The following is a 21,736-nucleotide window of genomic DNA, read 5'->3' as shown; positions in this document are numbered from 1 at the left end:
TGTAGTCAGAAGCCGAGCCAGTGACGGACGGGGCCGATGGCCTGTGCGCCGATCAACATGCCGGCGAGGCCGATCAGCGCGATCAGCGGCGGCGCAGGAGAGCGCACCTTGATCACGCTGTACACGACGCCGATCAGCACGCCGGCGGCCAGCGACAATAGATAAGATTCCATAACGATTTTTCCTCCCGGCCGGATTAGAATGATCCGCATCGCAACGGCCGCTCGATTCGCTGCCGCCGCATTCACTTCGCATTCCTGTCACGCTGTCCGACCATGCAAACCCTTCCTGACCTCGAAGCCTGGGCCATCTTTGCGCGCGTCGCGGAGACGGGCTCGTTCGCGAAAGCCGCGGAACTGCTCGGCATATCGCAACCGACCGTGTCGAAGGCGATCGCGCGCCTCGAAAAGCGCCTCGGCGCGATGCTGCTGTACCGCACGTCGCGCAAGATCTCGCTCACGCCGACCGGCGAACTGCTGCGCGACCGCGCGATCCGCTTGCTCGCCGATGCCGAGCTGATCGAGAGCGAAGCAACCGCGCAAGCACTCGAACCGCACGGCCTCGTGCGCGTGAACGCGCCGATGTCGTTCGGGCTGCGCCATCTGTCGCCGCTGCTGCCCGCGTTTCTCGAACGCTATCCACGCGTCGACATCGACCTCGTGCTGACCGATCACATCGTCGACATCGTGTCCGGCGGCTTCGACGTCGCGATCCGCATCGCCGAGCTCAGCGATTCGTCGCTGCGCTCGCGCAGGCTGTGCGCGGTGCGCCGTCCGCTCGTCGCATCGCCCGCGTATCTCGACCGGCACGGCCGGCCCACGCATCCGCGCGACATCGAGCAGCACGTGTGCCTCACCTACACGAACCTGCCGACGCCCGAACACTGGCGCTTTCGCCACCCGGCCTCGGGCGAGGACTTCGGCGTGAACGTGCACGGACGCATCCGCACCAACAACGCCGACGTGATCGGCCCCGCGCTGGTCGCCGGTCACGGCCTCGCGCTGCAGCCCGAGTTCCTGGTGTGGGACGAGCTGCAGCGCGGCGAGCTCGAGGAAGTGATGTGCGACTGGAAGATCGCCGACATCAACGTCAACCTCGTCACACCGCCCGGCATGCTGCGCGCCGCGCGCGTGACGGTGCTGCTCGATTTCCTCGCCGAACATTTCGCGCATGCGCCGTGGGCCCTGCCCGCGACCTGAGCGGGCGGCGGCCGGTGGATTCCGCAGGCCGCCGCGGGCATCGATCGGATCGGTCGTTACTTCGCCGGAACGGCCGCGATCGACTCGTGCGGCGTCGCGGTACGCTGCGCGGCCTTGTGGACCATCGTGTACGCGTAGTCGACACCCATCCCGTACGCGCCCGAATGTTCCTTCGCGATCGCCATCACCGCGTCGTACGTATCGCGGCGCGCCCAGTCGCGCTGCCATTCGAGCAGGACCTGCTGCCACGTAACGGGTACCGCGCCGGCCTGGACCATGCGCTGCATCGCGAAGTCGTGCGCGTCCTTCGACGTGCCGCCCGACGCGTCGGCGACCATGTAAATCTCGTAATCGCCTTCGAGCATCGCGCACAGTGCGAACGTCGTATTGCAGACCTCGGTCCACAGCCCCGACACAACCACCTTCTTGCGGCCGTTCGCGGCCAGCGCGTCGCGCACCTTCTGGTCGTCCCACGAGTTCATCGACGTGCGTTCGAGCGTCTTCTGGTTCGGGAACACGTCGAGCAGTTCCGGATAGCTATAACCCGAGAAACTCTCGGACTCGACCGTCGTGATCGTGGTCGGGATGTTGAACGCCTTCGCGGCTTTCGCGAGACCGACGACGTTGTTCTTCAGCGTCTGACGATCGATCGACTGCACACCGAATGCCATCTGCGGCTGCTGGTCGATGAAGATCAGCTGGCTGTTCTGCGGAGTAAGTACTTCAAGCTTCGGATTGCTCATGGCGCATCGAGTCCTGTGAACGAAAAAAAGGGGGCCTGCCTCGACCGTGAAAACGGGAGGAGCCGGAGGTACGTCGCGCCGGATCGTCATCCGGCTCGAAATATTTAATCCGTAAATGCGCGGCGCGAACACCCAAGAAATGGAATCGATGCAATTCCTAAAACGATGTCCGTTCGGGGCTGTCCGCTCTTTTTTTCTTCACGCAAACCCGATAGTCTTTCAAGACTCTGACGGCGCCGTTGCGGTGCCGCCCGGCCATCACGAGGCGCTCGACCATGAAACCGTATGTCTTTTCGCTGCTCGCCGGCATCCTCGCCGGCGTCATCTACGGCGCGATCGGCGTGAATTCGCCCGCGCCGCCGATCATCGCGCTCACCGGCCTGCTCGGCATGCTGGCCGGCGAACAGATCCTGCCCGTGGCGCGGCGCATGCTCAAGGGGCACCGGCTGAATACCGCATGGCGCGAGGCGAAGTGCAGCCAGCATATGTTCGGCCCGCTGCCGGGCGGCAGCACGAACGAGCGCAAACCGTCGTGATGCGGCGCGTCGCGATCCGCCGCGCATGAGCAATGTCGAGCTGTTCCATTACCTGCTGCTGTTGATCTGCGGCGCGGGTGCGCTCACGTGGCTCGCCGAGCGGATCTCGATTCCGCCGGCCGTCGTGCTGCTGCTCGGCGGCTGCGTGGTGGCCGTCGCCGGCAAGCGCGTGCCGGACATGGACCCGGCGCTGCTGCTCGCGGCCGTGCTGCCGCCGCTGCTGATGTCGAGCGGCTTCTACACGGCATGGAAGGAATTCCGGCACGAGCTCGCGTCGATCGCATCGCTCGCGCTCGGCGCGGTGGCATTCACGACCGTCGCGGTCGCGCTCGCCGCGCATGCGGCGAATCCCGCGCTGCCGTGGGCCGCCTGCTTCACGCTCGGCGCAATCGTGTCGCCGCCCGATGCGGTCGCCGCGGAGGCGATCCTGAAACGTCATCCGCTGCCCGCGCGGCTCGTCGCGGTGCTCGAAGGCGAAAGCCTCGTCAACGATGCGTCGGGCCTGCTGCTCTATCAGATGGCCGTGTCGGCCGCGCTCGCGGTCACGATCACGACGGCCGGCGCCACCGGCCTGTTCTTCTCGCTCACGCTGATCGGCATCGCCGTCGGCCTCGCGTGCGGCCATGCCATGTGCTGGGTGCTGCAGCGCCTGCGCGAGCCGATGCTCGGCATCGTCGTGACCTTCGCGATGGCGTGGGGCAGCTACGGGATCGCGGAAGCCGTGCACGGCTCGGGCGTGCTGTCGGTCGTCACCTGCGGCCTCGTGCTCGGCGTGCGCCAGCATCGCGTGTTCGGCGCCGACATGCGGATCAAGGCGAAGGCGACGTGGGAAGCGATCGTGTTCGTGCTCGACGCGCTCGTGTTCATCCTGATCGGCCTCGCGCTGCACGCGATCCTCGCGCGCGTGAACCACGAAGGCGCGGTGCTGATGGACGGGCTGCGGGTGGCGCTGCCGGCCACCGCCGCCGCGATCGCCGCGCGCGTCGTGTGGGTGTTCGTCGCGATGTGGCTGCCGGGCCGCCTGCGCGCGGCGCGTGCGGGCCGTCCGTCGTGGTCGTGGCGCGAGGCGGTCGTGCTCGGCTGGTCCGGCATGCGCGGCGTGGTGAGCCTCGCCGCCGCGATCGCGCTGCCGGGCAACTTCCCCGGCCGTGACCTGATCCTGTTCAGCACGTTCCTGCTGATCATCGCGACGCTCGTCGTGCAGGGCGGCACGCTCGCGCCGCTGATCCGCGTGCTGAAGCTGCAGCCGGCCGCGCGGCATACGATGTCCGAGCATGCGGTGCGCGCGCACACGTTCGGCGCGGCGCTCGCCGAGCTCGACGCACGCGAGCAGCGCGGCGCCGGCCTCGAACGCGCATCGCTCGACCGGCTGCAGACCGAATACCGCGGCCGCGTCGCGTTCAACGAGCGCGCGCACCGCGACGGCGCCGAACCGGCGGACGTGCGCGCGCGGATGCTGCGCATGGAGCTCGAACTGGTCGGCGTGTCGCGCGATGCGCTGCTCGCGCTGCATCGCGACGGCCGGGTCGACGATACGGTGCTGCACCGCATAGAATCCGAACTGGACTTCGAGGAACTGCGGCTGCAGCGCCTGCTCGAACCGTAACGTCCGGCCTGATGCGGCCGGCCGCCAGCCCACCCCTTCCCCACCTGGAATTGCAATGAGCGAACTGTCCGTCGAAGCGAGCATCGGCTCGGTCGATTATCTGGTCCATTTCACCGACGGCGTCCATCAGTGGCGCGCCGACGAACCGGCGTCGCTCGGCGGCGACGACGCGGCCCCGACGCCCGTCGCGCTGCTGCTGTCGAGCCTCGGCGCATGCACCGCGATCACGCTGAAGATGTATGCGCAGCGCAAGGGCTGGCCGCTCGCCGAAGTGCACGTGAAGCTCGCGCACGAATCGGGCAGCAAGGGCAGCACGATCGCGCGCCGCATCACGCTCGACGGCGACCTGTCCGACGAGCAGCGCGAGCGCCTGCTGCAGATCGCGAATGCGTGCCCGGTGCACAAGATCCTGTCGAACCCGATCACGATCGACACGGCAATCGCCTGACGTATCGCCCCCTTTGAACCCGAGCGTTTCACCATGTCCGCATCGATCAAGACCCTGCTCACGCCGCGCGAGAGCGACATCGGCAACCTCGTCGTGCGCCGCGTGCTGCCCGCGCGCGCCGCGCGCCTCGTCGGCCCGTTCATCTTCTTCGACGAGATGGGGCCGGCCGTGCTGCCGGCCGGCAGCGGCATCGACGTGCTGCCGCATCCGCACATCGGCCTCGCGACCGTCACCTACCTGTTCGACGGCACGCTGATGCATCACGACAGCCTCGGCTTCCGGCAGAAGATCGTGCCCGGCGACGTGAACTGGATGACGGCCGGGCGCGGCATCGTGCACTCGGAGCGTTCGCCCGAAGAAGACCGGCCGCTCGCGCAGCCGGTGCACGGGATCCAGACCTGGGTTGCGCTGCCGGTTGAACACGAGGACACCGAGCCCGCATTCGTGCATCACGCGGCCGACACGCTGCCGTCGTTCACGCGCGACGGCACGAGCGTGCGCGTGATCGCGGGCACGGCGTTCGGGCTCACGTCGCCAGTCGAGGTGTTCTCGCCGACGCTCTATGCGTACGCGGCATTCACGGCGGGCGGCACCCTTGCGCTCGACGCGGAACACGACGAGCGCGGCGTGTATCTCGTCGACGGCGACCTCACGATCGACGGCACGCCGCTCGCCCCCGCGACGATGGCCGTGCTCGAACCCGGCGCGGGCGTCGCGCTCGCAAGCGCGAACGGCGCGCGCGTGATGCTGCTCGGCGGCGCCCACCTGCCGGGCGAGCGGTTCATCGAATGGAATTTCGTGTCGAGCGCGCGCGCGAAGATCGAAGCGGCCCGCAACGCGTGGGCCGCGCAGACCTTCGGCAAGGTGCCGGGCGAAGAAGACCAGTGGACGCGCCAGCCGGAACGCAACGCGCACTGACACACCATCGGTCGATCGACGCAACGCGGCCGGCACTCACGCCGGCCGCGTTGCGTTTACCGCGTCAATCCCATCAGCTTCGCGAGCACCGGCCAGCGCTCGAGCGACTCGACGAACGCGCGCCGCGCCTGCTCGTCGACATAGCGGGCCGGGTCCAGCGCGGGCAGATGCCGCGCGAGGCCGAGCACGTCGTTCGGTTGCGACAGGCGGCCTTCGTCGCCCTCGCCGATGTTTATTGTTCGTCGATCCATACGCCATCCGGAGTCTTGACCGCATAGCCCGCGGGCGTCTGCATCGTCACCGTGCCCTCGTTCTCGCCGACCATCCGCGTGCGCGGCAGATCGGCCGCGTATTGCGCGAGCGTCACGCCAGGCTTGAACGGGCTGTTCGATACGAGGTTCGACAGCAGTTGCGCGAGCGCGAGGAAGCTCGTCGGCTGGTCGATCACGGTGGTCGTGCCGTGATTGCCGGTGAAGCCGACGAGCCGCACGCCGACCGGCCCGTGAATGATGCGCGGCGTCGGAATCTCGCGCAGGCCCGCGACCTGGTTCTTGTCGCCGCGCAGCGCGGCGCCGTGCTCGGGCACGAACACGATCACCGCGCGCCGGCCCGACTGTGCGACCAGATCGGCGAGCCGGTCGAAGTCGTCCATCAGCTTGGTCGCGCGCTGCGGATACGAGTCGATGCTGTTCAGCGAGCTGCCGGCCACGCGGTTGCCGTCGTGCATGCTGATCGTGTTGTAGTACAGCGCGACCGGCCCCGGCACCGACGCGCGCTGCGCGTACCAGTTCGCGAGCGTCTGGTAGTCGTCCTTGATCGCCGAGCCGTCGAACGCGTGCATCGCGACCGGTGCGGCCGCGTTCGAGATCATCGGCGCGTCCGGCACGCCGAGGTTGTCGTGCACGACCTGCAGGAAGTTGTCGAAGTGGCCGTCGTGGTTCAGCAGCGACTGCACCGTGTAGCCGGCGGCGGCCAGCTGCGAAAACAGGTAGCACTGCTGCGGCGCGGGCTTGTACAGATCCGCGTGCGCTTCCTGGCCGCAGCTCGCGCGCAGCACGCGAATCGCGGCCGGGCCGCTGTAGCTCGCGGCCGTGCTGAAGTTGTTGAACAGGTAGTCGAAGCGGCTCAGCATCGGATGGTTGCGCACCTTCGCGGCGTCGAGGTCGTCCCACGACAGCGAACAGATGTGCAGCACGATCACGTCGAACTGCGTGGACGGATCGTTGCCGAGATGGCCGAACGCGACCTGCCGCTGCGACTCCTGCGTGCGGAACGTCGCGAGCGCCGCGTTGTGATCCTCGGGCTGGTCGGAACGCCCGCCGTTGCCGTCGGCGAGCTGCTGCGCGGGCGGTGCGACGACGCGCGCCATCAGTCCGTTGCCGGCCTGCCACAACGGCATCGCGATCAGCACGGCGAGCACGAAGGTCGCGACGCGCAGCCAGCGGTTCACGATGAAATAGACGATCAGCGCGCCCGCCACCGTCAGCACCAGCATCGGTGGCAACAGGCGCGGCAGCAGTTCCATCCAGTAGTCGAGGCGGAACGTGCTGACCTCGCGCGCGGCTTCGGCGAGACGCGCGAGCGGCGGCGCATGCAGCTCGCGCGCGAGCAGCGGCACCGCGATCGCGATCGCCACGAGCTGCCGCACGATGCGCCACGCGCGCTGCCGGATCGGCGCGCTCGCGGCGAGCACCAGCGCGAACCCGAGGTTCGCGAGCCACATCGGCTGCAGGTGGCCGGTCGCGAACAGCGCGAACTTCAGGATGAAATACAGATTCCAGAACGTCATCTAAACCACTCCGTCATGAGCGCCGCGTCAGTCGCGCGCCCGATCGAGCTTCGGCGCCAGCATGGTCTGCACGCTGCGCGCCGCGCCCTTCCACATCCGTACGTACCCGTCCACGCCCACCTGCAGCACTTCCTTCAGCCCGCGCAGCGGCGTGTCGGGGCGCGCGCCCGCGTGCCAGTCGAGCCACGCATCCGCGCGGCCGAACGTGCACTGCACGAGCTGGCGCTCCTGTTCGAGCGTGAGCGCCTCGAAGCTCACGCCGACGTGGGTCGGCGTCACGCGGCTCACGCGCACCGGGAACGGGAACGGCCGGTCGCCGCGCGTCACGCACACCGTCAGCGTGTCGCCGACCGCGAGCGGCAGCCCCGGCACCGCTTCGAGGCCGAGCCCGCCCGTCGAGTAGTCGCTCGTGAAGCAGGCGGCCGTCGAGCCGTCGGCGAGCAGCAGCGTCGCCGGCACGCGCATCGCGATCCGGTGCGTGACGCGCACCTGCTTCGTCTCGCGCGCAACCGCCAGCGCCGCGCCGAGCATCGCGAGGTTGTACGCGGTCCAGCCGAGCGTGATCAGGATCGTCGCCGCCTCGTCGCCCTGCTCGGTCACGAGCCGCCAGAGCCCCGCGGCGATCGCGAGCACGTTCAGTGCGAACAGCACGAGGTATGGCTTCGACGTCGACCAGTCGACGTAGCCTTCGTCGATCTTGCCGCCCTTGTCGGTCACGTTGAACTTGCCGTGCTTCGGGCTGAAGAACGCGACGGTGGTCGGCAGTGCGATGTACCACGCCAGCACCGATTCGTAGACCTCGGCCCAGAACGAATGGCGGTATCGCCCCTGCATCCGCGAGTTCGCGACGTTCGCGAGCACCAGGTACGGAATCACGTAGCTCGCGAGCGCGACCGACGACGCATTGATGAAGTACAGATGGAAGAACAGGTACGCGAGCGGGATCGTCAGGAACACGAGCCGCGGAATCCCGTAGAAGAAGTGCAGCATCGCGTTGCCGTAGCAGATCCGCTGCACGAAGCCGAGCCCGCGCCCGAGGAACGGGTTGTCGATGCGGAAGATCTGCGCCATTCCGCGCGCCCAGCGCGTGCGCTGCTTCACGTGGCCCGCGAGGCTTTCCGTCGCGAGGCCGGCCGCCTGCACGGTCGGCAGGTACGCCGACGTGTAGCCGCGGCGATGCAGCTTGAGCGCCGTGTGCGCGTCCTCGGTCACGGTTTCGACCGCGACGCCGCCCACCTCCTCCAGCGCGCTGCGCTTGAGCACCGCGCACGAGCCGCAGAAGAACGTCGCGTTCCACAGGTCGTTGCCCGACTGCACGAGCCCGTAGAACAGGTTGCCCTCGTTCGGGATCTCGCGGAACGTGCCGAGGTTGCGCTCGAACGGATCGGGCGAGAAGAAATGGTGCGGCGTCTGCACCAGCGCGCACTTCGGGTCGCGCAGGAACACGCCCATCGTGGTCTGCAGGAACGAGCGCGTGGGCACGTGATCGCAGTCGAAGATCGCGATGTATTCGCCGTGTGTCTTCGGCAGCGCGCGGTTGATGTTGCCGGCCTTCGCGTGACGGTTGTCGTCGCGCGTCAGGTAGCCGATGCCCGCCTCTTTCGCGAACGCCTCGAACTCGGGGCGCCGGCCGTCGTCGAGCAGGTACACGCGCAGCTTGTCGGTCGGCCAGTCGATGCTCTGCGCGGCGAACGCGGTCGGCTTCACGACCGACAGCGGTTCGTTGTAGGTCGGGATGTAGACGTCGACGCTCGGCCATTCGTCGGGATCGCCGGGCAGCGGCACGATCGGGCGATCGAGCGGCCACGCGGTCTGCACGAAGCCGAGCAGCAGGATCATCCACGTATAGGCTTCCGCGCCGTACAGCAGATAGCCGGCGACGGCCTCGACGGGGCCGCGGAAGTCGAGCGTCTGCGTCGTGCGCCACCACACGTAGCGCACCGTCGCGAGCAGCGCGAGCGAGGCGAGCGCGAGGGTCGGCAGATGTCCGGGCAGGCGGCGCAGCGCGAGCGCGAGCACCGCGACGATCGCGAAGAACGCGAACTGCGCGTTGGGCATCAGCGGCGACATGCCGGCCGCGGCCCACAGCACCGCGCCGGCGATCAGCAGCAGCGGCGCCAGCCAGCGGCGCCGGCCGACACCGTTCGCGCGCGCATCGAGCCAGCCGCCCCAGCGCGCCCACGGCAGGCGCTCGAGCTGCGTATTGACACGCTTCGCGAGCGCGCGGGCCGCGACGTAGACGGGCACGACGAACGTGTCGAACCACGCGAGCGGATCGCGCGCGGGCCGGCCGTCGTCGCCGCGCGGCGCGCGCACGATCGCGCGCCACAGCCATTCGCGCGGGCTCAACGGCTGCAGCACGCCCCAGTCGCGCGCGAGCCGCAGGAAGCCGGTGCGCGCCCAGCGGCGCACGGGGTCGGGCCGCCCGGGCGGCGGCGCATGGAAGAACAGCCGCACGAGCCAGTCGAGCAGCGTGCGCTGCACCGGCAGCCCGATGCCGCGCGCGCACCAGTCCGTCACGCCGCGGCGGGCCGCGCGCCAGCGCGACGCGAATGCGCCCTTCATCGCGACGCTCCCGCGCGGCCGGCCGCCGCCGCCGAGAGCCACGCATCGACCCAGTTCGCAACGCCGTTCAGGTCGTGCGACGCCTGCGAATACGGCGCGTCGTCGAAGATCCAGCTGCCGCGCGCGAGCGTTTCGGGCACGGCTGCATCGACGTGGATGCGCTGTTCGAGCATCGCCGCCGGCCCCGCGACCGCGCGCAGCATCCCGAGCGCGTCGCGCTGCATGTCGCGCGCCGGGTTCAGCCGGTTCACGACGATCTGCAGTTCGCCGCCGCCTGCGCGCAACGCGTCCAGACGCGCGGCGACCGTCGCGCATGCCGCCGGTTCGGGCGGCACGACGACGAGCGTCAGGTCCGCGCGGCGAATCGCCTGCTCGGCCTGCGGCGACGGATAGCGGGCGGTATCGACCAGCACGACGCCGTCGGCCGGCAGCGCGATCTCGTCGAGCGCGCGCGACAGCCAGGCGGGATCGGCCGCGAGCCGCGCATCGCACGCGGCGGCGCCCGCCGCGTCGACCTGCCCGTACGGCACGAACAGCACGCCGTCGGCATTGCGCCATGTCTGCGCGTGCCACGGCGCGGCGTCGCCGAGCAGGCTGTGCGCGAGGCCGTGTTCGGCCAGCGTGTCGAGCCCCAGCGTCGCGCCCATCAGGTTCTGCGCGTCGAATTCGACGGCGACGACCGGCCGGCCGCGGCGCGCGAGCAGCACCGCGAGCGCGGCCGCAAGCGTCGTGCGGCCCGCGCCGCCCGTCGTCGACGTAATAGCGATCGTCTTCATCGCGACGCCTCGCCGGTGCGGCCCGCATCGGGCAGCAGGCGCCCGCGCAGCGCCACCGGCACGAGTTCGCACGGCACCGCGTCGCGCCGGTTGATCCCGCGCGGCGCATGGAAACCGCGGCCGATGCCCAGGTGCTGGGCGACGATCCACACCGGCACCGCGATCGCGAGGCCAATGATGAAACCGATGACGAGTTCGGCAATCATGCGCCCTCCGGCTTGCGCAGCGGCATCGCACTGCGAATGGCGCCGCGCGCACGCGCGGCGGGAAATACGGGAACCGGCACCGGCGCATGGGCGGCCGGCACGGCGTCGGCATCGGCCGGCGCGGGCTGCGGCGCCGCATCGGTCGGCCTGTCGGCCGCGCCCGGCGTATCGCTCGCACCGCCCGGCGCCGCGCGCCGCGCGACCTCGCCCGCGCATCCGGCCGGCACCTGCGGCGCGGCAGCCGGTCGCGCCACCGCGAACAGGTCGCTGTAGTCGGCGATCGGCGCACGCCGGTTCTCGGTCTTCAGCGCATCGAGTTCCTTGTCGATGCTTTCGTGTCCGAGACACACGACGCGATCCGACAGCGTATCGACCGGCACGTCGAAGATCCGCGCGAGTGCGTCGTCCGCATCGGCCGGCTCGCACGCGAACAGGAACACGTACAGGTGTCCGGCATCGGCCGTCACGACGTCGCCCGCGCGGCGCGGCCGGCAGCGCCGCAGCGCATCGACGTGCGACACGCCGGGCAGCAGCGCGATCTTCGCGAGCGTGTGCGGCAGCGACAGCACCGCGCCGCGATCGAGCACCGCGCGGATGCGCAGGCAGAACGCGCCGACCGGCAGGTAGCCGAGCACCGAATCGCCGAGTGCGGCCGCGAGCGCCGCACGATAGTCGGGCGCGACGGGCCGCGCATAGAGCTGCCCGCGCAGCGCGTGCACGGCAGCCTGCATGCGCGACACCGGCAGGTCGCGCGCGACGACGCGATTCGCGCCGACGCTCAGCAGCAGCATCTCGAACTGCTGGCGCAGCACCTCGTCGCGTTCGACGACGGCGATCTTGAGCGCGCCGCCGCATTGCCGGCGCAGCGCGTGAACCGCCGCGCACAGCGCTTCGAGCTGCGCATGCGAGCGGAATGCCAGCACCGCGGTCGCGGCCTGTGCGTGTGCGCAGGCGACGACGACCGCCGCGTTGTCGTCGACGATTTCCCAGTCGGCGGGCACGCGGCTCGCGTCGTCGAGTATCGCGCGGCTGACGACGACACGGTCCTCGTCGGTCGCGAGCTTCATCCTGCGCGCGGGCTCCGTCACGTCGCCGTCGGCGATCGCGGCGAGCCGGCCGCTCGGCGCAAAGCGCAGCGGCCGCACCTCGCCGGCCGCGAGCATGTCGCCCGCGCGCCAGAAGTCGACGACCCACAGCAGCTCGCCGTGGGTGCGCTGCAACTGCGCGACGCCGGCGCACACGCCGTGGAATTCGGCGCGCGGCGCGCGGCTCGCGTCGCGCACGAGCGGCGCATCGTCGGTGGTCGAATCGGCACCGGTGCGGGCGATCTCCGGATCGAGCAGCAACACGAGCGCGATCCGGTGCGTGCGGCACCAGTCGGCGAGCGCGTGCCCCTCTTCCGCGAGCGCGGCCGGATCGTCCCAGCTGAACCAGCGCTGCGCGCCTTCGATGAAATACACCGAGCGCGCACGAAAACCGTAGCGCTTCATCGCGCGCAAGCCGCCGGTGAGCCGCGCGAACGGCCCGGGCGCCGCGCGGCGCGACGCGTCCGGTTCCATCGCGGCGTCGCCGTCTGCCGGCGCGATGGCCGGCGGCATCGCCAGCACGTTCAGGTTGCGCGGCCAGCCGGCCGGATGCGCGCCGCCCGCGAAACCGCGCGCCTGCATCTGTGCGGCGACGCGCGCGGCGTCCCGTGCGAGCACCACCGTCACGTCGCGCGTGCGCGACTGCCGCGCGCTTTCCCAGACGAGCGCGTCGCAGGCCGGCGTGCCGGCGGCCGCATAAACGGCATACAGGCCGCCCGCTTCCAGCGGCGTCCATGCATCGGGCAGCCCGTCGATCGCGAGCCGGCTCAGCGGGCCGGCGCGACCGCCGGCCGGCCCCGTGCGCAGCAGCGCGCGCAGGCGGCCCAGCAGGCCGGCGGCGCCGAGCGCGGGACGAGTCGCATCGATTTCGGTATTCACGCGTTCCCCTAGTAATCCGAATAAAGCTGCACTGGCGTCGGCGTGACGAGCCAGTTGCGCTCGGCGCGCGCATCGAATGCGTAGCGCAGGTAAACAAGCGCCGAGCTCGGCGCATAGTCATGCGAACGATCGACGTGCAGTTGTGCGCCGACGCTCAGGTGCGAATTCACGCGATACTCGACGATGCCGTTCACGCCGTACGAGAACGACACGCCGGTCGTCGAGCTGCCCGCATAGACCATCCCGGCCGCTTCCTGATCGGCGCGCCGGTCCGCGAAGGTCGGATAGAACAGCGAGTCCTTCTCGTAGCTGTTCGAGATCCCGGCCGTGACGGTCAGGTCCCACGACAGCGCGTCGCGCCGCCCTGCCCATTCGATCGGCACGCCCAGCGACAGGTAGCGCTGCGGACTGTAATAGCCGCCCTGTCCGTACGTGTAGTAACGCAGGTTCTGCGCGTAGTGCCACGCATTACCGACCAGCCCGGTGCTGACCTTCATCGTCGCGCGTTCGTACACCGGCACCGTAAAGCCCGAGCGCAGCGTGACTTCCGCATTGCGCTCGACGTTTTTGCCGGACAGCACGCCCGCGCCGAGTTCGGCGAACAGGTTCACGCGGCCGACGTCGACCGACCCGCGCAGGTTCACGCCGTCGCGACGCACGCCGCCCCATACCGCGCCCGACCACGGGTCGCGCATCCCCGCGTACGACAGCACGCTGCTCGTTTCCGGCCGGCGCGACGCGTTCACGGTGAAGCTCGCCGGCCCCGCGTCGAAGCGGTAGCGCACGCCGCCGACCAGGTAATGCACCGGGAAGCCGAGCGGCGACGTGCCGAGATCGACGCGCCATGCATCCGTGCGATAACCGGCGCCGAGCGCGACGCCCGTCATCGACTGATGCAGCGCACCCGGCGGGTTCGCGATCAACGCATCGGCCGACCGGGTCAGGTGGAACGGCGGCGGCAGCCCGTTCAGCGCCTTGAGCGCCGCGTAGGTCCCGAAGGTCTTCAGCGAATACGCATTCGGGTCGCTCGTATCGAGCGTGCCGGCGTCCAGATGCACGGTATCGAGCTGCAGGAACGCGTGCCCGTCGTAACGCACCGGCATCTGCATGTAGACCGGCACCTGCTGCGCGCGGTACGCGGAAATCCCTTCGTCGCCGGACTTGTACGCGGGCAGCCAGCCGGTCTCGATCTCCGGGTTGCGCCGCTGTTCGAGATCCGCGAACGCGGCCTGCGCGGGCGTGCGGCCGTCGCGGCCCGGGCTCACGCCGCTCGTGCGCTCCTGCGACCGCGACAGCCGGTACAGCGACGCGGCATCGTCGTAGCGGCCCTGCGCTTCGGCCACGCGCCCGGCCGCGACCGTCACGTCGGCGCGCGCCGGGTAGGCGGCCTGCAGCCGGTCGGTCACCTGCGCGGCTTCGTCCGGGCGGCGCAGCGCGTTCAGGCGCCGTACAACCGACAGCCGCGTGTCGACGTCGTCGTCCGGCGTGCGGGCAAGCACGGCCTGCACGCGTGCGAGCGCGGCCGCGCGATGGCCGCTGTCCTCGTCGATCCGCGCGAGCGCGAGCTGCGTATCGGCATCGTCCGGCGTGCGCGCGACGACCGGCGCGAGCGCGTCGCGCGCCGCATCGTAGTGCCCCTGCGCGCGTTCGAGATCGGCCAGCTCGAGCGCGTAGCGCTTGTCCTCGCGGCCCGCCGGGCTCGCTCGGGAAAGCAGCGTGCGGGCGCGCGCATCGTCCTGTTGCGCGATCGCGTCGTCGGTCTGCCGCAGCACCAGCCGCAGCGACTGATCCTCGATCCGCGCGGTCTGCGCGGGCGTCAGCCCGGGTTCGCGGCGCAGCGTGTCGAGCCACGCGGCGAGCGCATCGTCGCGCCCCGCGCCGCCGAGCAGGTCGCCGTAGCGCAGCCGCACATCCACATCGGCCTCCTGCGGATGCGCGACGATCCAGTCGTGCAGCAGCGCAACGCCGCGCCCGGGTTCGCCCGCGTCGATCCACTGCGCGCCGATCGCGGCGAGCATGTCGGGATCGTCCGGCGCGCTCGCCTGCGCATGCGCGAGCGACGCGGCGAACGCCGCGCGATCGCCGCGACCGAGCGCGCCGCGCGCGTCGGCCAGCGCGCTTTCGGCGTCGAGCTTGCGCGCGAGCGCACGCATGCCGTCCGTGCGGTGCGCGTCGTCGACGCCGGCAAGCGCCGCCTGTGCGCCGGCGATGTCGTCGATCGAATTGCGATACAACGCGCTCGCATAGCGCATCTCGGGCGTGTCGCCTTGCGCGAGCCCGTCGTCCATCACCGTGCGGCCGAGCTGCGGCAGCCCCATGTCGCGGTAGAGCCGCGCGAGCGCGAAGCGCGTCCACGCCGCGTCGGGCGCCGCGCGCACCGCCGCTTCGTAGCGCTGCGCGGCCGGCCCGCGTTCGCCCTTGTCCGCCAGTGCCTTCGCCTGGCTCGCGAGCAGATCGGCGCGCAGGCCGTCGAGCGCGCGGCGATCGTCGCGGCCCGTCACGCGGCCTTGCAGCGCATCGAGCAGCGGGCCGATGCGATCGGCGCGGCCGGTGTTTTCATACAGCGTCGCGGTCCCGCGCACGGCCGACAGGCTCGGCGAGCGCGCGGCCAGCAATTCGCGCAGCAACGGCTCCGCACGCGCCCAGTCGCGCTGCGCGAGCAGCGCATCGGCGAGCTGCAGCTTCGCGTCCGGGCTGTCGGGCCGCATCGCGAGCGCGGCGCGCGCCGCCTGCTCGGCATCCTGCGCACGCCCTGCCGACGCCGCCGCGCGGCCTTGCGCAAGCAGCCCCCAGAACTGCGCAGTGCGCGCGAGGCTCTGCCATTTGCCGCGCTGGTCGGTCGCGAGCGTCGCCGCCCGCGCGAACAGCGCACGCGCTTCGTCGTGCCGGCCTTCGCGCAGACGCAGCATGCCGAGGCCGCCCACCGCATCCGCGTCGTCGGCGCGCGCCCGCGCGGCGCGCGTGAGCAGCGGGTCGGCCGCGGCCAGATCGCCGCGCGCGAGCGCCTGCAGCCCGCGCTGCTGCGCGATGTAGTCGGGATCGCGTTCGAGCCGGCGCTGTGCGTCGCGCTGCCGGTCGAGTTCGGCGATGCGGTCGCGAAACTCGGTGTCGTCCGGCACCCGCGCGAGGTACGCATGCAATGCGTCGGCATAGGCGGGATCGGTGCCGGCGGACTGCAGCACGTGCCGCCACACGGCCATCGCTTCGGTGTGGTCGGCGTCGGCGCGCTTCGCGAGCGACCACGCGATCCGGTTCGCCTCCCCGCGCGTGTCGTCGCGCTGGTTCAGGAGCCGCGCAAGCGCCAGCGCCGCGCTGGTGTCCTGCGGGTCGGCCGCGACCGCACGGTGCAGCGCGGCGATCGCGGGCTCGCGCCCGCCCGGCGCATTCGCGACGATCTGGTAGTACTCGGCGCCGAGCGCGCCGGACGGCGCACCGTTCGGAAACAGCGCAACGATGCGCTTCGCGGCTTCGTCCGAGCGGCCGCTACGCGCGAGCAGGCGGATCTGCGCCATCTCGCCACGACCGCTCGTCGCGACGCGGTACTCGTCGGCCGCGCGCCGCGTGTCCGGCGCGCCCGGCGCATTCGCCTGCAGCCGCGCCAGCGCGGCCTGCGCGCCTTTCGCATCGCCGAGCCGCAACAGCACGCGCATCTGCTCCGCGAGCAGATCGGGATCGTTCGGCGCGATCAGCAGCCCCTTGTGCACCGCATCGCGCGCGAGGTCGTCGCGATGCTTGACGCCCCACATGCGGGCGGTCGCGAGCTCGCGCTGCGCGTCGGTTAGACCGGCCGTGGCCGGCACCGGCGCCGGTGCGGCATTCGGCGCAACGGCTTTCGGCGCCACCGCGACGGCGGCCGCGGCCGGCGCGGCCACGCAGACCGACAACGCGAGCCATGCGGATCCGGCGACGCACGGCGCGGCGCGCTTCATCGGGCCGCGCATGAACGGCCCTCCCAGCGCGCCTCGAGCGAACCGTCCGCGTCGAACCGGTAGCGGCCGTCGCGCCAGCCGAGGCCGAACAGCGTCAGCACGCTCGTGTAGTAGCCGGGCGCCGTCTGGCGCGCGAGCGTATCGACCCGGGCGGCTTGCGCATCGGCGAGCGCATGCTGGCCGCGGGCGTCGAGGAACGGCACGGCCGCCGCGGAGAACCCGCCGTTGCCGTCGTTCGGCCCCGCGGCGCCGGTCGTCGTGTCGACCTTCTCGGGCGGCGCGCCATGGGCGGCGATGTAATCGGCGAACGGCGCGAACCGCGCGAGCATCGGCGCGGCGAGCGGATCGGCGCGGTCGAGCATGCCGGCCCACAGGTACACGCGGATCGCGTTGTACGCGCTTTCCGCATGCGTCTGCGGATCGGGCCCGAAGCCCGTACCCGGCCGATACAGCGCCCAGTCCGGCGAAAAACCCTTCGGCGCGGTGTCGAGCAGCACGCGCCCGGTGCTGGTCGCGAGCGCCGCCCAGCGGCGGTCGTCGGGCAGCCGCGCGGCAAGCCCGCGGATCACTTGCGGCGGCGAATAGCTCGGGTTCACGCGGTACTGGCCGCCGGCCAGCCTGAAGCCGACCGGCCCGGGCAGCAGCGTGAGACCGAGGCCCGGCACGCTCGCCGTCTCGTCGTCGAGCACCCGCTTCGCCAGCAGCGCGCCGCGCGCGGTGTAGCTGCGCTCGTGCCACAGCCGCCCGGCTTCCAGGAGCGTATACGCGATCCACAGGTCGGCATCCGACGCCGCGTTCGCGTCGAGCACGCGCCACGTGCCGTCCGGCGCGCGACCCCACAGCCACGCCGGCAGGCGGGCGCTCAGGTCGCCTTGCGCGAGGTTGTTCTCGGTCCATGCGAGGATCGTGTCGAACGCGCGCCGGTCGTTCGCGACGAGCGCGAAGAAGAGTCCATACGCCTGCCCCTCCGATACCGTGCGCGAATCGGCCGAGCCGACGTCGATCACGCGGCCGTCGGTCGACACGAAGTCGCGCTTGAACGCATCCCAGCGCGGCCACGCCGCGCTGCATTGCGCGTCGGCCGCGACGCTTTGCGCCGCCCGCGCGTCACCGGACGCGCAGGCGGCCGCGACGGCCAGCAGGAACGCCGTGCCGACGCGGCGCGCCGGCTGCGCGGCCCGTCGCCTTGCGATTGCCCGCGCCATCCGTTACATCCCCCGTCGACGCGCGGCGATTCTCTGCAGCACGCTGAACACGCCGAGCGCGAGCAGCAGCCCCGCGACGACGCCGACCGCGCCGAGCACGACCGGGTGCCGCGCCGCCTGCGTCCAGACGCGTGCATACCACGGCACGAAGCCGACCACGTACGGTTCGCCGACGCGCAGGCTGTCGACCTGCCCCGGTCGCACCAGCGCGAGGTCGCCCTGCAGCTGCGACACGAGGCCGGGTTTCTGGAACACGTCGAGCAGATCGCCCAGGTGCGACTGGTCCGTCGCCGTCAACGCGACGACGCTGCGGCCGTGGCTGCCCGGCAGTTCGAAACCGGCGAGCGCCGCGAGCGGGCCCGACTGCTCGATGTGCGCGCCGCCGTCGGCCAGGCCGACACCGTTGCGCCAGCGCTCCTTCACCGAGAATGCGACACGCGTCGCGCCCGCCCCGGCCTGCGCGTCGATCGCGAGCGGCAGCGACGCGCGCCACTGCGACAACAGCGGCGACGCGGGCGAGCCGTCGATCACGAGCAGATCCTTGCGGCCGGCCAGCGCGGCGACGTCGCCGGGTCGCGCGACCTGCACGCGCAGCGCCGGGAAGCCCGTCCACTGCCCCATGTGGCCGAGCATCGTCAGATAGGCTTCGAGCTCCTGCGGCGACGGGCGCTCCGGTATCACGACGGCCGTCTGCGACAGGTCGGCGAAGCGCGTGAACGGAAAGCCGCTGTTCGCGAAGAACGCGAGGTTCGGCAATTGCGCGTAATGGACGAAGTGCGAGAAGTCGATCGTCGAATCGGGATCGATCGCCGCGCGCTGCGGCTCGCTCGCGGAGCTCGAGCAAAGCCCCGTCTTCTGCGAATCGAGCGTGAAGCGGAACTGCAGCTGGTTGCCGCTGCCGACGCGGAACGCCGGGATGTCGACATCGCTCGTCACGCGCCCTTCCGGCACCGACAGCAGCGGCAGCTGCATGCGCCCGCGCGCATCTTCCGCATGGGCCGGCCCGAGCCGGTACGACTTCACGAGCTGATCGTTGATCTCGACGGCGAGCGTCGAGTCGTCCTGCACGGTCGGCGCCGTATAGCGGTAACGCAGCGTAATCGGCACGCCCGAGCCGTTCCACGAATGGAGATCGGCCGGCACGCGCAGGTTCAGGCGGATCGCGTCGGGCGTCGTGCCGCGCACTTCGAGGTCGCGCGGGTCCGACACGAGCTCGCGGAACGTGATCGGCCGGTTCACCGGCAGCCAGCGCGGCGCGTCGTACGGCTTGCGCGGCGCGCCGAGATCGACGTGCGCGACCGTCGCCGACGGCCCCGACAGCGCCGCGCGGCCGAGCACGAGCGTCGCGACCGCATCGTCGACTTCGGCCGCCGTGCGGCCCGTCAGCACCAGCAGCTTGCGGCCCGGCGCGGCCGGGTTGTCGGCGACGGCGAGCATCGGGCCGTTGACGGGCGGCAGCGCGAGGCCGGCCGGCAACGTCGCGGCCGTGCCGACCACCACCGCCTGGTCGTCGGCCGGCAGCGTCGATCCGACCGGGAAGCGCGCCTGCCGGTAGTCGGCCTGCGCGCCGAACCACGACGCGAGCACGCCGGCGCTGCGCAGCGTCGCCGAGTCGGGCGACGCCGGCAGCACGAACGGCAGCCGCAACAACCCGTTGTCGCGCCGGTCGAAAAACGGCGCGGGCAGCAGCGCGAGATCGTTCGGCAGACGCACCGGCGATTCGTCGAGCAGCAGTTCGCTCGTCGGGCTCACATCGGCCCACAACGCCGAGTTCGACGGATCCTCGCAATGATCGAGCGTGTAATGCGCGATCAGGCGCAGGCCGATCTGGTTGAAATCGGAGAAGTAGCGCGGATCGATCGGGATGTCCTGGGTGACCGTGCGGCCCGCGTGCGGCGCGTCGAACGGCACGGTCGCGACCACCTCGCCGTTCACCGACACCTTCAGATGCGACATCGGGAACACGAGCGACGGCGAGTATGCGTAGGTCAGGCGCAGCCGCGCGCCGGTGACCACGCGATCGAGCCGCACGCCGGCGTTGATCGTGCGCGCGTCGTCGGCGCCGCGCAGGCGCAACGGATCGAATGCGCCGAGCGACGCGAACGGCAGATGCACGGTCGTCGCCGGCAAGCCGGTCGACGCGGCACTGGCCGCACCGGCTGCACCGGCCGCCGCCGGCGCGGCCACGCGCACCGGTGTATCCGCTGCGACGGCAGACGCCCCGGCGGCAGGCACCGCCGGCATCGGCGCGGCCGACAACGCAGCCGCATGGAACGCGCCAAACGTGGCGGCCGACAGGACGAACAACGACGCGGCGAGTTTCATGCGCCGCTCCCCATCGTCTCGATCATCCGGTCATCAAGCGCGTCGCAACCCGCGCGCGCAAAGCAGCCATGCCCCTGAATGCAGATCCCCACTGCTTCCCCTCAATTGTCTGGCCTGAATGCATTTATCGAAACGACGCGGCGAATTGTTCGATTGCCGATTCGCTCTACGTGGTGCGCCTGGCACTGGCGCTCGCTCATTCGTCACACTATCTCAAAAATAGGACGAAACTTGCCCCGATTCACAACGACGAAGCGAAAAAAAACCAGCCCGGTCGGAAATACTGAACACCACGAATGAGTGGCAAGAATTGCGTCGTTGCTGGCGGCCGGACCGGCCGGCATACTGCCGGCGCGGACGGGGCTGGCGGGGCACCGGCGGCCCGTTGCGGGCTGCCCGAAACGCGCTGCCGCGTGAGCGGCGCGTATGCTACCGCAAGCGCACGCATCGCGCCGTCCTTTATTCATGGAAAACTGACTTGGATCAATTCGTCGATACCGTCACTCCGTCCCCCGCCACGCTGCTGCGCATCATCGCCACGCAGACGGAGATCGCGAAACTCGGCCTCGACCTCGGCAGCGTGATGGCCTATGTGACGGAGCAGGTGCCGCACCTGACGGGCGCGAGCGGTGCGGTGGTCGAGTTCGCCGAAGGCGACGACATGGTGTACCGCGCCGCGTCGGGCTCCGCCGCGGGGATGCTCGGGCTACGGTTGCGCCGCTCGGGCAGCCTGTCGGGCCTGTGCGTGACGCGCGGCGAATTGCTGCACTGCACGGATTCGGAAACCGACCCGCGCGTCGACCGCGACGCGTGCCGCCGCGTCGGGCTGCGCTCGATGCTCGTGATGCCGCTCATGCACGCCGATACGACGGTCGGCGTGCTGAAGGTGATGTCGCCGGACGTCGACGGGTTCTCGGCCGCCGATGCCGGCGCGCTGCGGCTCACGGCCGAGCTGATCGCCGCCGCGATGTTCCACGCGGCACGCAACGAGGCCAACGAACTCTATCTGCGCGCGACCCACGACGCGCTCACCGGCCTGCCGAACCGCGCGCTGTTCTACGATCGTCTGCGCCAGTCGATGCACACCGCGCTGCGCGCGAACGGCCGGCTCGGCATCCTCAACATCGACATGGACGGGCTCAAGCCGATCAACGACGGTTACGGCCACCGCGCGGGCGACGCCGCGCTGCGCGAGATCGCCACGCGGATGCTGGGTGCCGTGCGGCGCTCCGACACGGTCGCGCGCGTCGGCGGCGACGAATTCGCGGTAATCCTGCCGAACGTCGGCGGCCGCGACGATGTCGACGCGCAGCGCGTGCGGCTCGCGCAGCAGGTCGGCGAACCGTTCGAATTCGAAGGACGTCCGCTTGCGCTCGGCGTCAGTGTCGGCGCCGCGCTGCTGCCCGACGACGGCACCGACATGAACGCGCTGATCGAGCATGCGGACCAGGCGATGTACGAGGCGAAGCGGATGCGGGGGCCGCGCGCGGGTCGCGCATGACCCATGACCGATGACGCAGACGCACG

At 70.8% G+C, this 21,736-nt stretch carries 17 protein-coding genes; 6 read left to right on the top strand and 11 right to left on the bottom strand.

The annotated features are described in order from the left end of the window. Positions 1 to 5: 5 nt before the first annotated feature. The gene (locus DCN14_RS21800; protein WP_096506909.1) at positions 6 to 173 is read right to left on the bottom strand and encodes a DUF1427 family protein; all 168 of its coding nucleotides are present in this window, start codon (positions 171 to 173) and stop codon (positions 6 to 8) included. A 102-nt stretch (positions 174 to 275) separates the two neighbouring features. Between DCN14_RS21800 and DCN14_RS21795 the strand changes: the two genes are divergently transcribed. Further along, positions 276 to 1,199, top strand: a complete 924-nt coding sequence (locus DCN14_RS21795) for a LysR family transcriptional regulator (protein ID WP_096506910.1) — start codon at positions 276 to 278, stop codon at positions 1,197 to 1,199. 56 nt (positions 1,200 to 1,255) lie between these two features. On the opposite strand, the gene DCN14_RS21790 is transcribed toward DCN14_RS21795, so the two are convergent. Next, positions 1,256 to 1,942 carry a hydrolase gene (locus DCN14_RS21790; protein ID WP_096506911.1) on the bottom strand — a complete coding sequence of 229 codons (687 nt, stop codon included), beginning with the start codon at positions 1,940 to 1,942 and terminating at the stop codon, positions 1,256 to 1,258. Positions 1,943 to 2,217: 275 nt separating this feature from the next. Here DCN14_RS21790 and DCN14_RS21785 point away from each other — a divergent pair, with 275 nt between their 5' ends. From DCN14_RS21785 to DCN14_RS21770, 4 genes are read left to right on the top strand one after another with little or no spacing between them, the layout of a single operon-like run. Further along, positions 2,218 to 2,478 carry a XapX domain-containing protein gene (locus DCN14_RS21785; protein ID WP_096506912.1) on the top strand — a complete coding sequence of 87 codons (261 nt, stop codon included), beginning with the start codon at positions 2,218 to 2,220 and terminating at the stop codon, positions 2,476 to 2,478. A gap of 25 nt (positions 2,479 to 2,503) precedes the next feature. Further along, positions 2,504 to 4,084 (top strand): sodium:proton antiporter, encoded by a 1,581-nt coding sequence (locus tag DCN14_RS21780; RefSeq protein WP_096506913.1) that lies wholly within the window; start codon positions 2,504 to 2,506, stop codon positions 4,082 to 4,084. 55 nt (positions 4,085 to 4,139) lie between these two features. Beyond that, positions 4,140 to 4,532 (top strand): OsmC family protein, encoded by a 393-nt coding sequence (locus DCN14_RS21775; protein WP_096506914.1) that lies wholly within the window; start codon positions 4,140 to 4,142, stop codon positions 4,530 to 4,532. A gap of 33 nt (positions 4,533 to 4,565) precedes the next feature. Then, positions 4,566 to 5,450 (top strand): pirin family protein, encoded by an 885-nt coding sequence (locus DCN14_RS21770; protein ID WP_096506915.1) that lies wholly within the window; start codon positions 4,566 to 4,568, stop codon positions 5,448 to 5,450. A 56-nt stretch (positions 5,451 to 5,506) separates the two neighbouring features. Here DCN14_RS21770 and DCN14_RS21765 read toward each other — a convergent pair whose 3' ends face one another. From DCN14_RS21765 to bcsB, 9 genes are read right to left on the bottom strand one after another with little or no spacing between them, the layout of a single operon-like run. Beyond that, a complete protein-coding gene (locus DCN14_RS21765; RefSeq protein WP_096506916.1) occupies positions 5,507 to 5,701 on the bottom strand; it encodes a hypothetical protein in 195 nt (64 codons plus the stop codon). Continuing rightward, a complete protein-coding gene (bcsG, locus tag DCN14_RS21760; RefSeq protein WP_096506917.1) occupies positions 5,683 to 7,239 on the bottom strand; it encodes a cellulose biosynthesis protein BcsG in 1,557 nt (518 codons plus the stop codon). Before bcsG ends, DCN14_RS21765 begins: the two co-directional genes overlap by 19 nt. Positions 7,240 to 7,266: 27 nt before the next feature. Then, complete coding sequence (bcsA, locus tag DCN14_RS21755; protein WP_096506929.1) at positions 7,267 to 9,804, bottom strand: UDP-forming cellulose synthase catalytic subunit; 2,538 nt, start codon at positions 9,802 to 9,804, stop codon at positions 7,267 to 7,269. Beyond that, on the bottom strand, positions 9,801 to 10,580 hold the full coding sequence (gene bcsQ, locus DCN14_RS21750; protein ID WP_096506918.1) for a cellulose biosynthesis protein BcsQ: 780 nt from the start codon (positions 10,578 to 10,580) through the stop codon (positions 9,801 to 9,803). Before bcsQ ends, bcsA begins: the two co-directional genes overlap by 4 nt. Then, a complete protein-coding gene (locus DCN14_RS21745) occupies positions 10,577 to 10,786 on the bottom strand; it encodes a hypothetical protein (RefSeq protein WP_096506919.1) in 210 nt (69 codons plus the stop codon). Before DCN14_RS21745 ends, bcsQ begins: the two co-directional genes overlap by 4 nt. Further along, a complete protein-coding gene (gene bcsE / locus DCN14_RS21740; RefSeq protein WP_115531436.1) occupies positions 10,783 to 12,750 on the bottom strand; it encodes a cellulose biosynthesis protein BcsE in 1,968 nt (655 codons plus the stop codon). Before bcsE ends, DCN14_RS21745 begins: the two co-directional genes overlap by 4 nt. A gap of 8 nt (positions 12,751 to 12,758) precedes the next feature. After that, positions 12,759 to 16,691, bottom strand: coding sequence for a cellulose synthase subunit BcsC-related outer membrane protein (locus DCN14_RS21735; RefSeq protein WP_096509017.1), 3,933 nt, complete (start codon positions 16,689 to 16,691; stop codon positions 12,759 to 12,761). Further along, positions 16,676 to 17,884 carry a cellulose synthase complex periplasmic endoglucanase BcsZ gene (gene bcsZ, locus DCN14_RS21730; protein ID WP_096509018.1) on the bottom strand — a complete coding sequence of 403 codons (1,209 nt, stop codon included), beginning with the start codon at positions 17,882 to 17,884 and terminating at the stop codon, positions 16,676 to 16,678. The genes DCN14_RS21735 and bcsZ overlap by 16 nt, the downstream gene beginning before the upstream one ends. Positions 17,885 to 17,887: 3 nt before the next feature. Then, a complete protein-coding gene (gene bcsB / locus DCN14_RS21725; RefSeq protein ID WP_096509019.1) occupies positions 17,888 to 20,209 on the bottom strand; it encodes a cellulose biosynthesis cyclic di-GMP-binding regulatory protein BcsB in 2,322 nt (773 codons plus the stop codon). Positions 20,210 to 20,687: 478 nt separating this feature from the next. Between bcsB and DCN14_RS21720 the strand changes: the two genes are divergently transcribed. After that, positions 20,688 to 21,710 carry a sensor domain-containing diguanylate cyclase gene (locus tag DCN14_RS21720; RefSeq protein WP_096509020.1) on the top strand — a complete coding sequence of 341 codons (1,023 nt, stop codon included), beginning with the start codon at positions 20,688 to 20,690 and terminating at the stop codon, positions 21,708 to 21,710. Positions 21,711 to 21,736 lie beyond the last annotated feature (26 nt).

This window comes from Burkholderia sp. IDO3 (assembly GCF_003366075.1).
Lineage (GTDB): Bacteria > Pseudomonadota > Gammaproteobacteria > Burkholderiales > Burkholderiaceae > Burkholderia > Burkholderia anthina.
The sequence above is the reverse complement of the archived record's forward strand: the minus strand, read 5'-3'. Positions and strand labels throughout refer to the sequence as shown.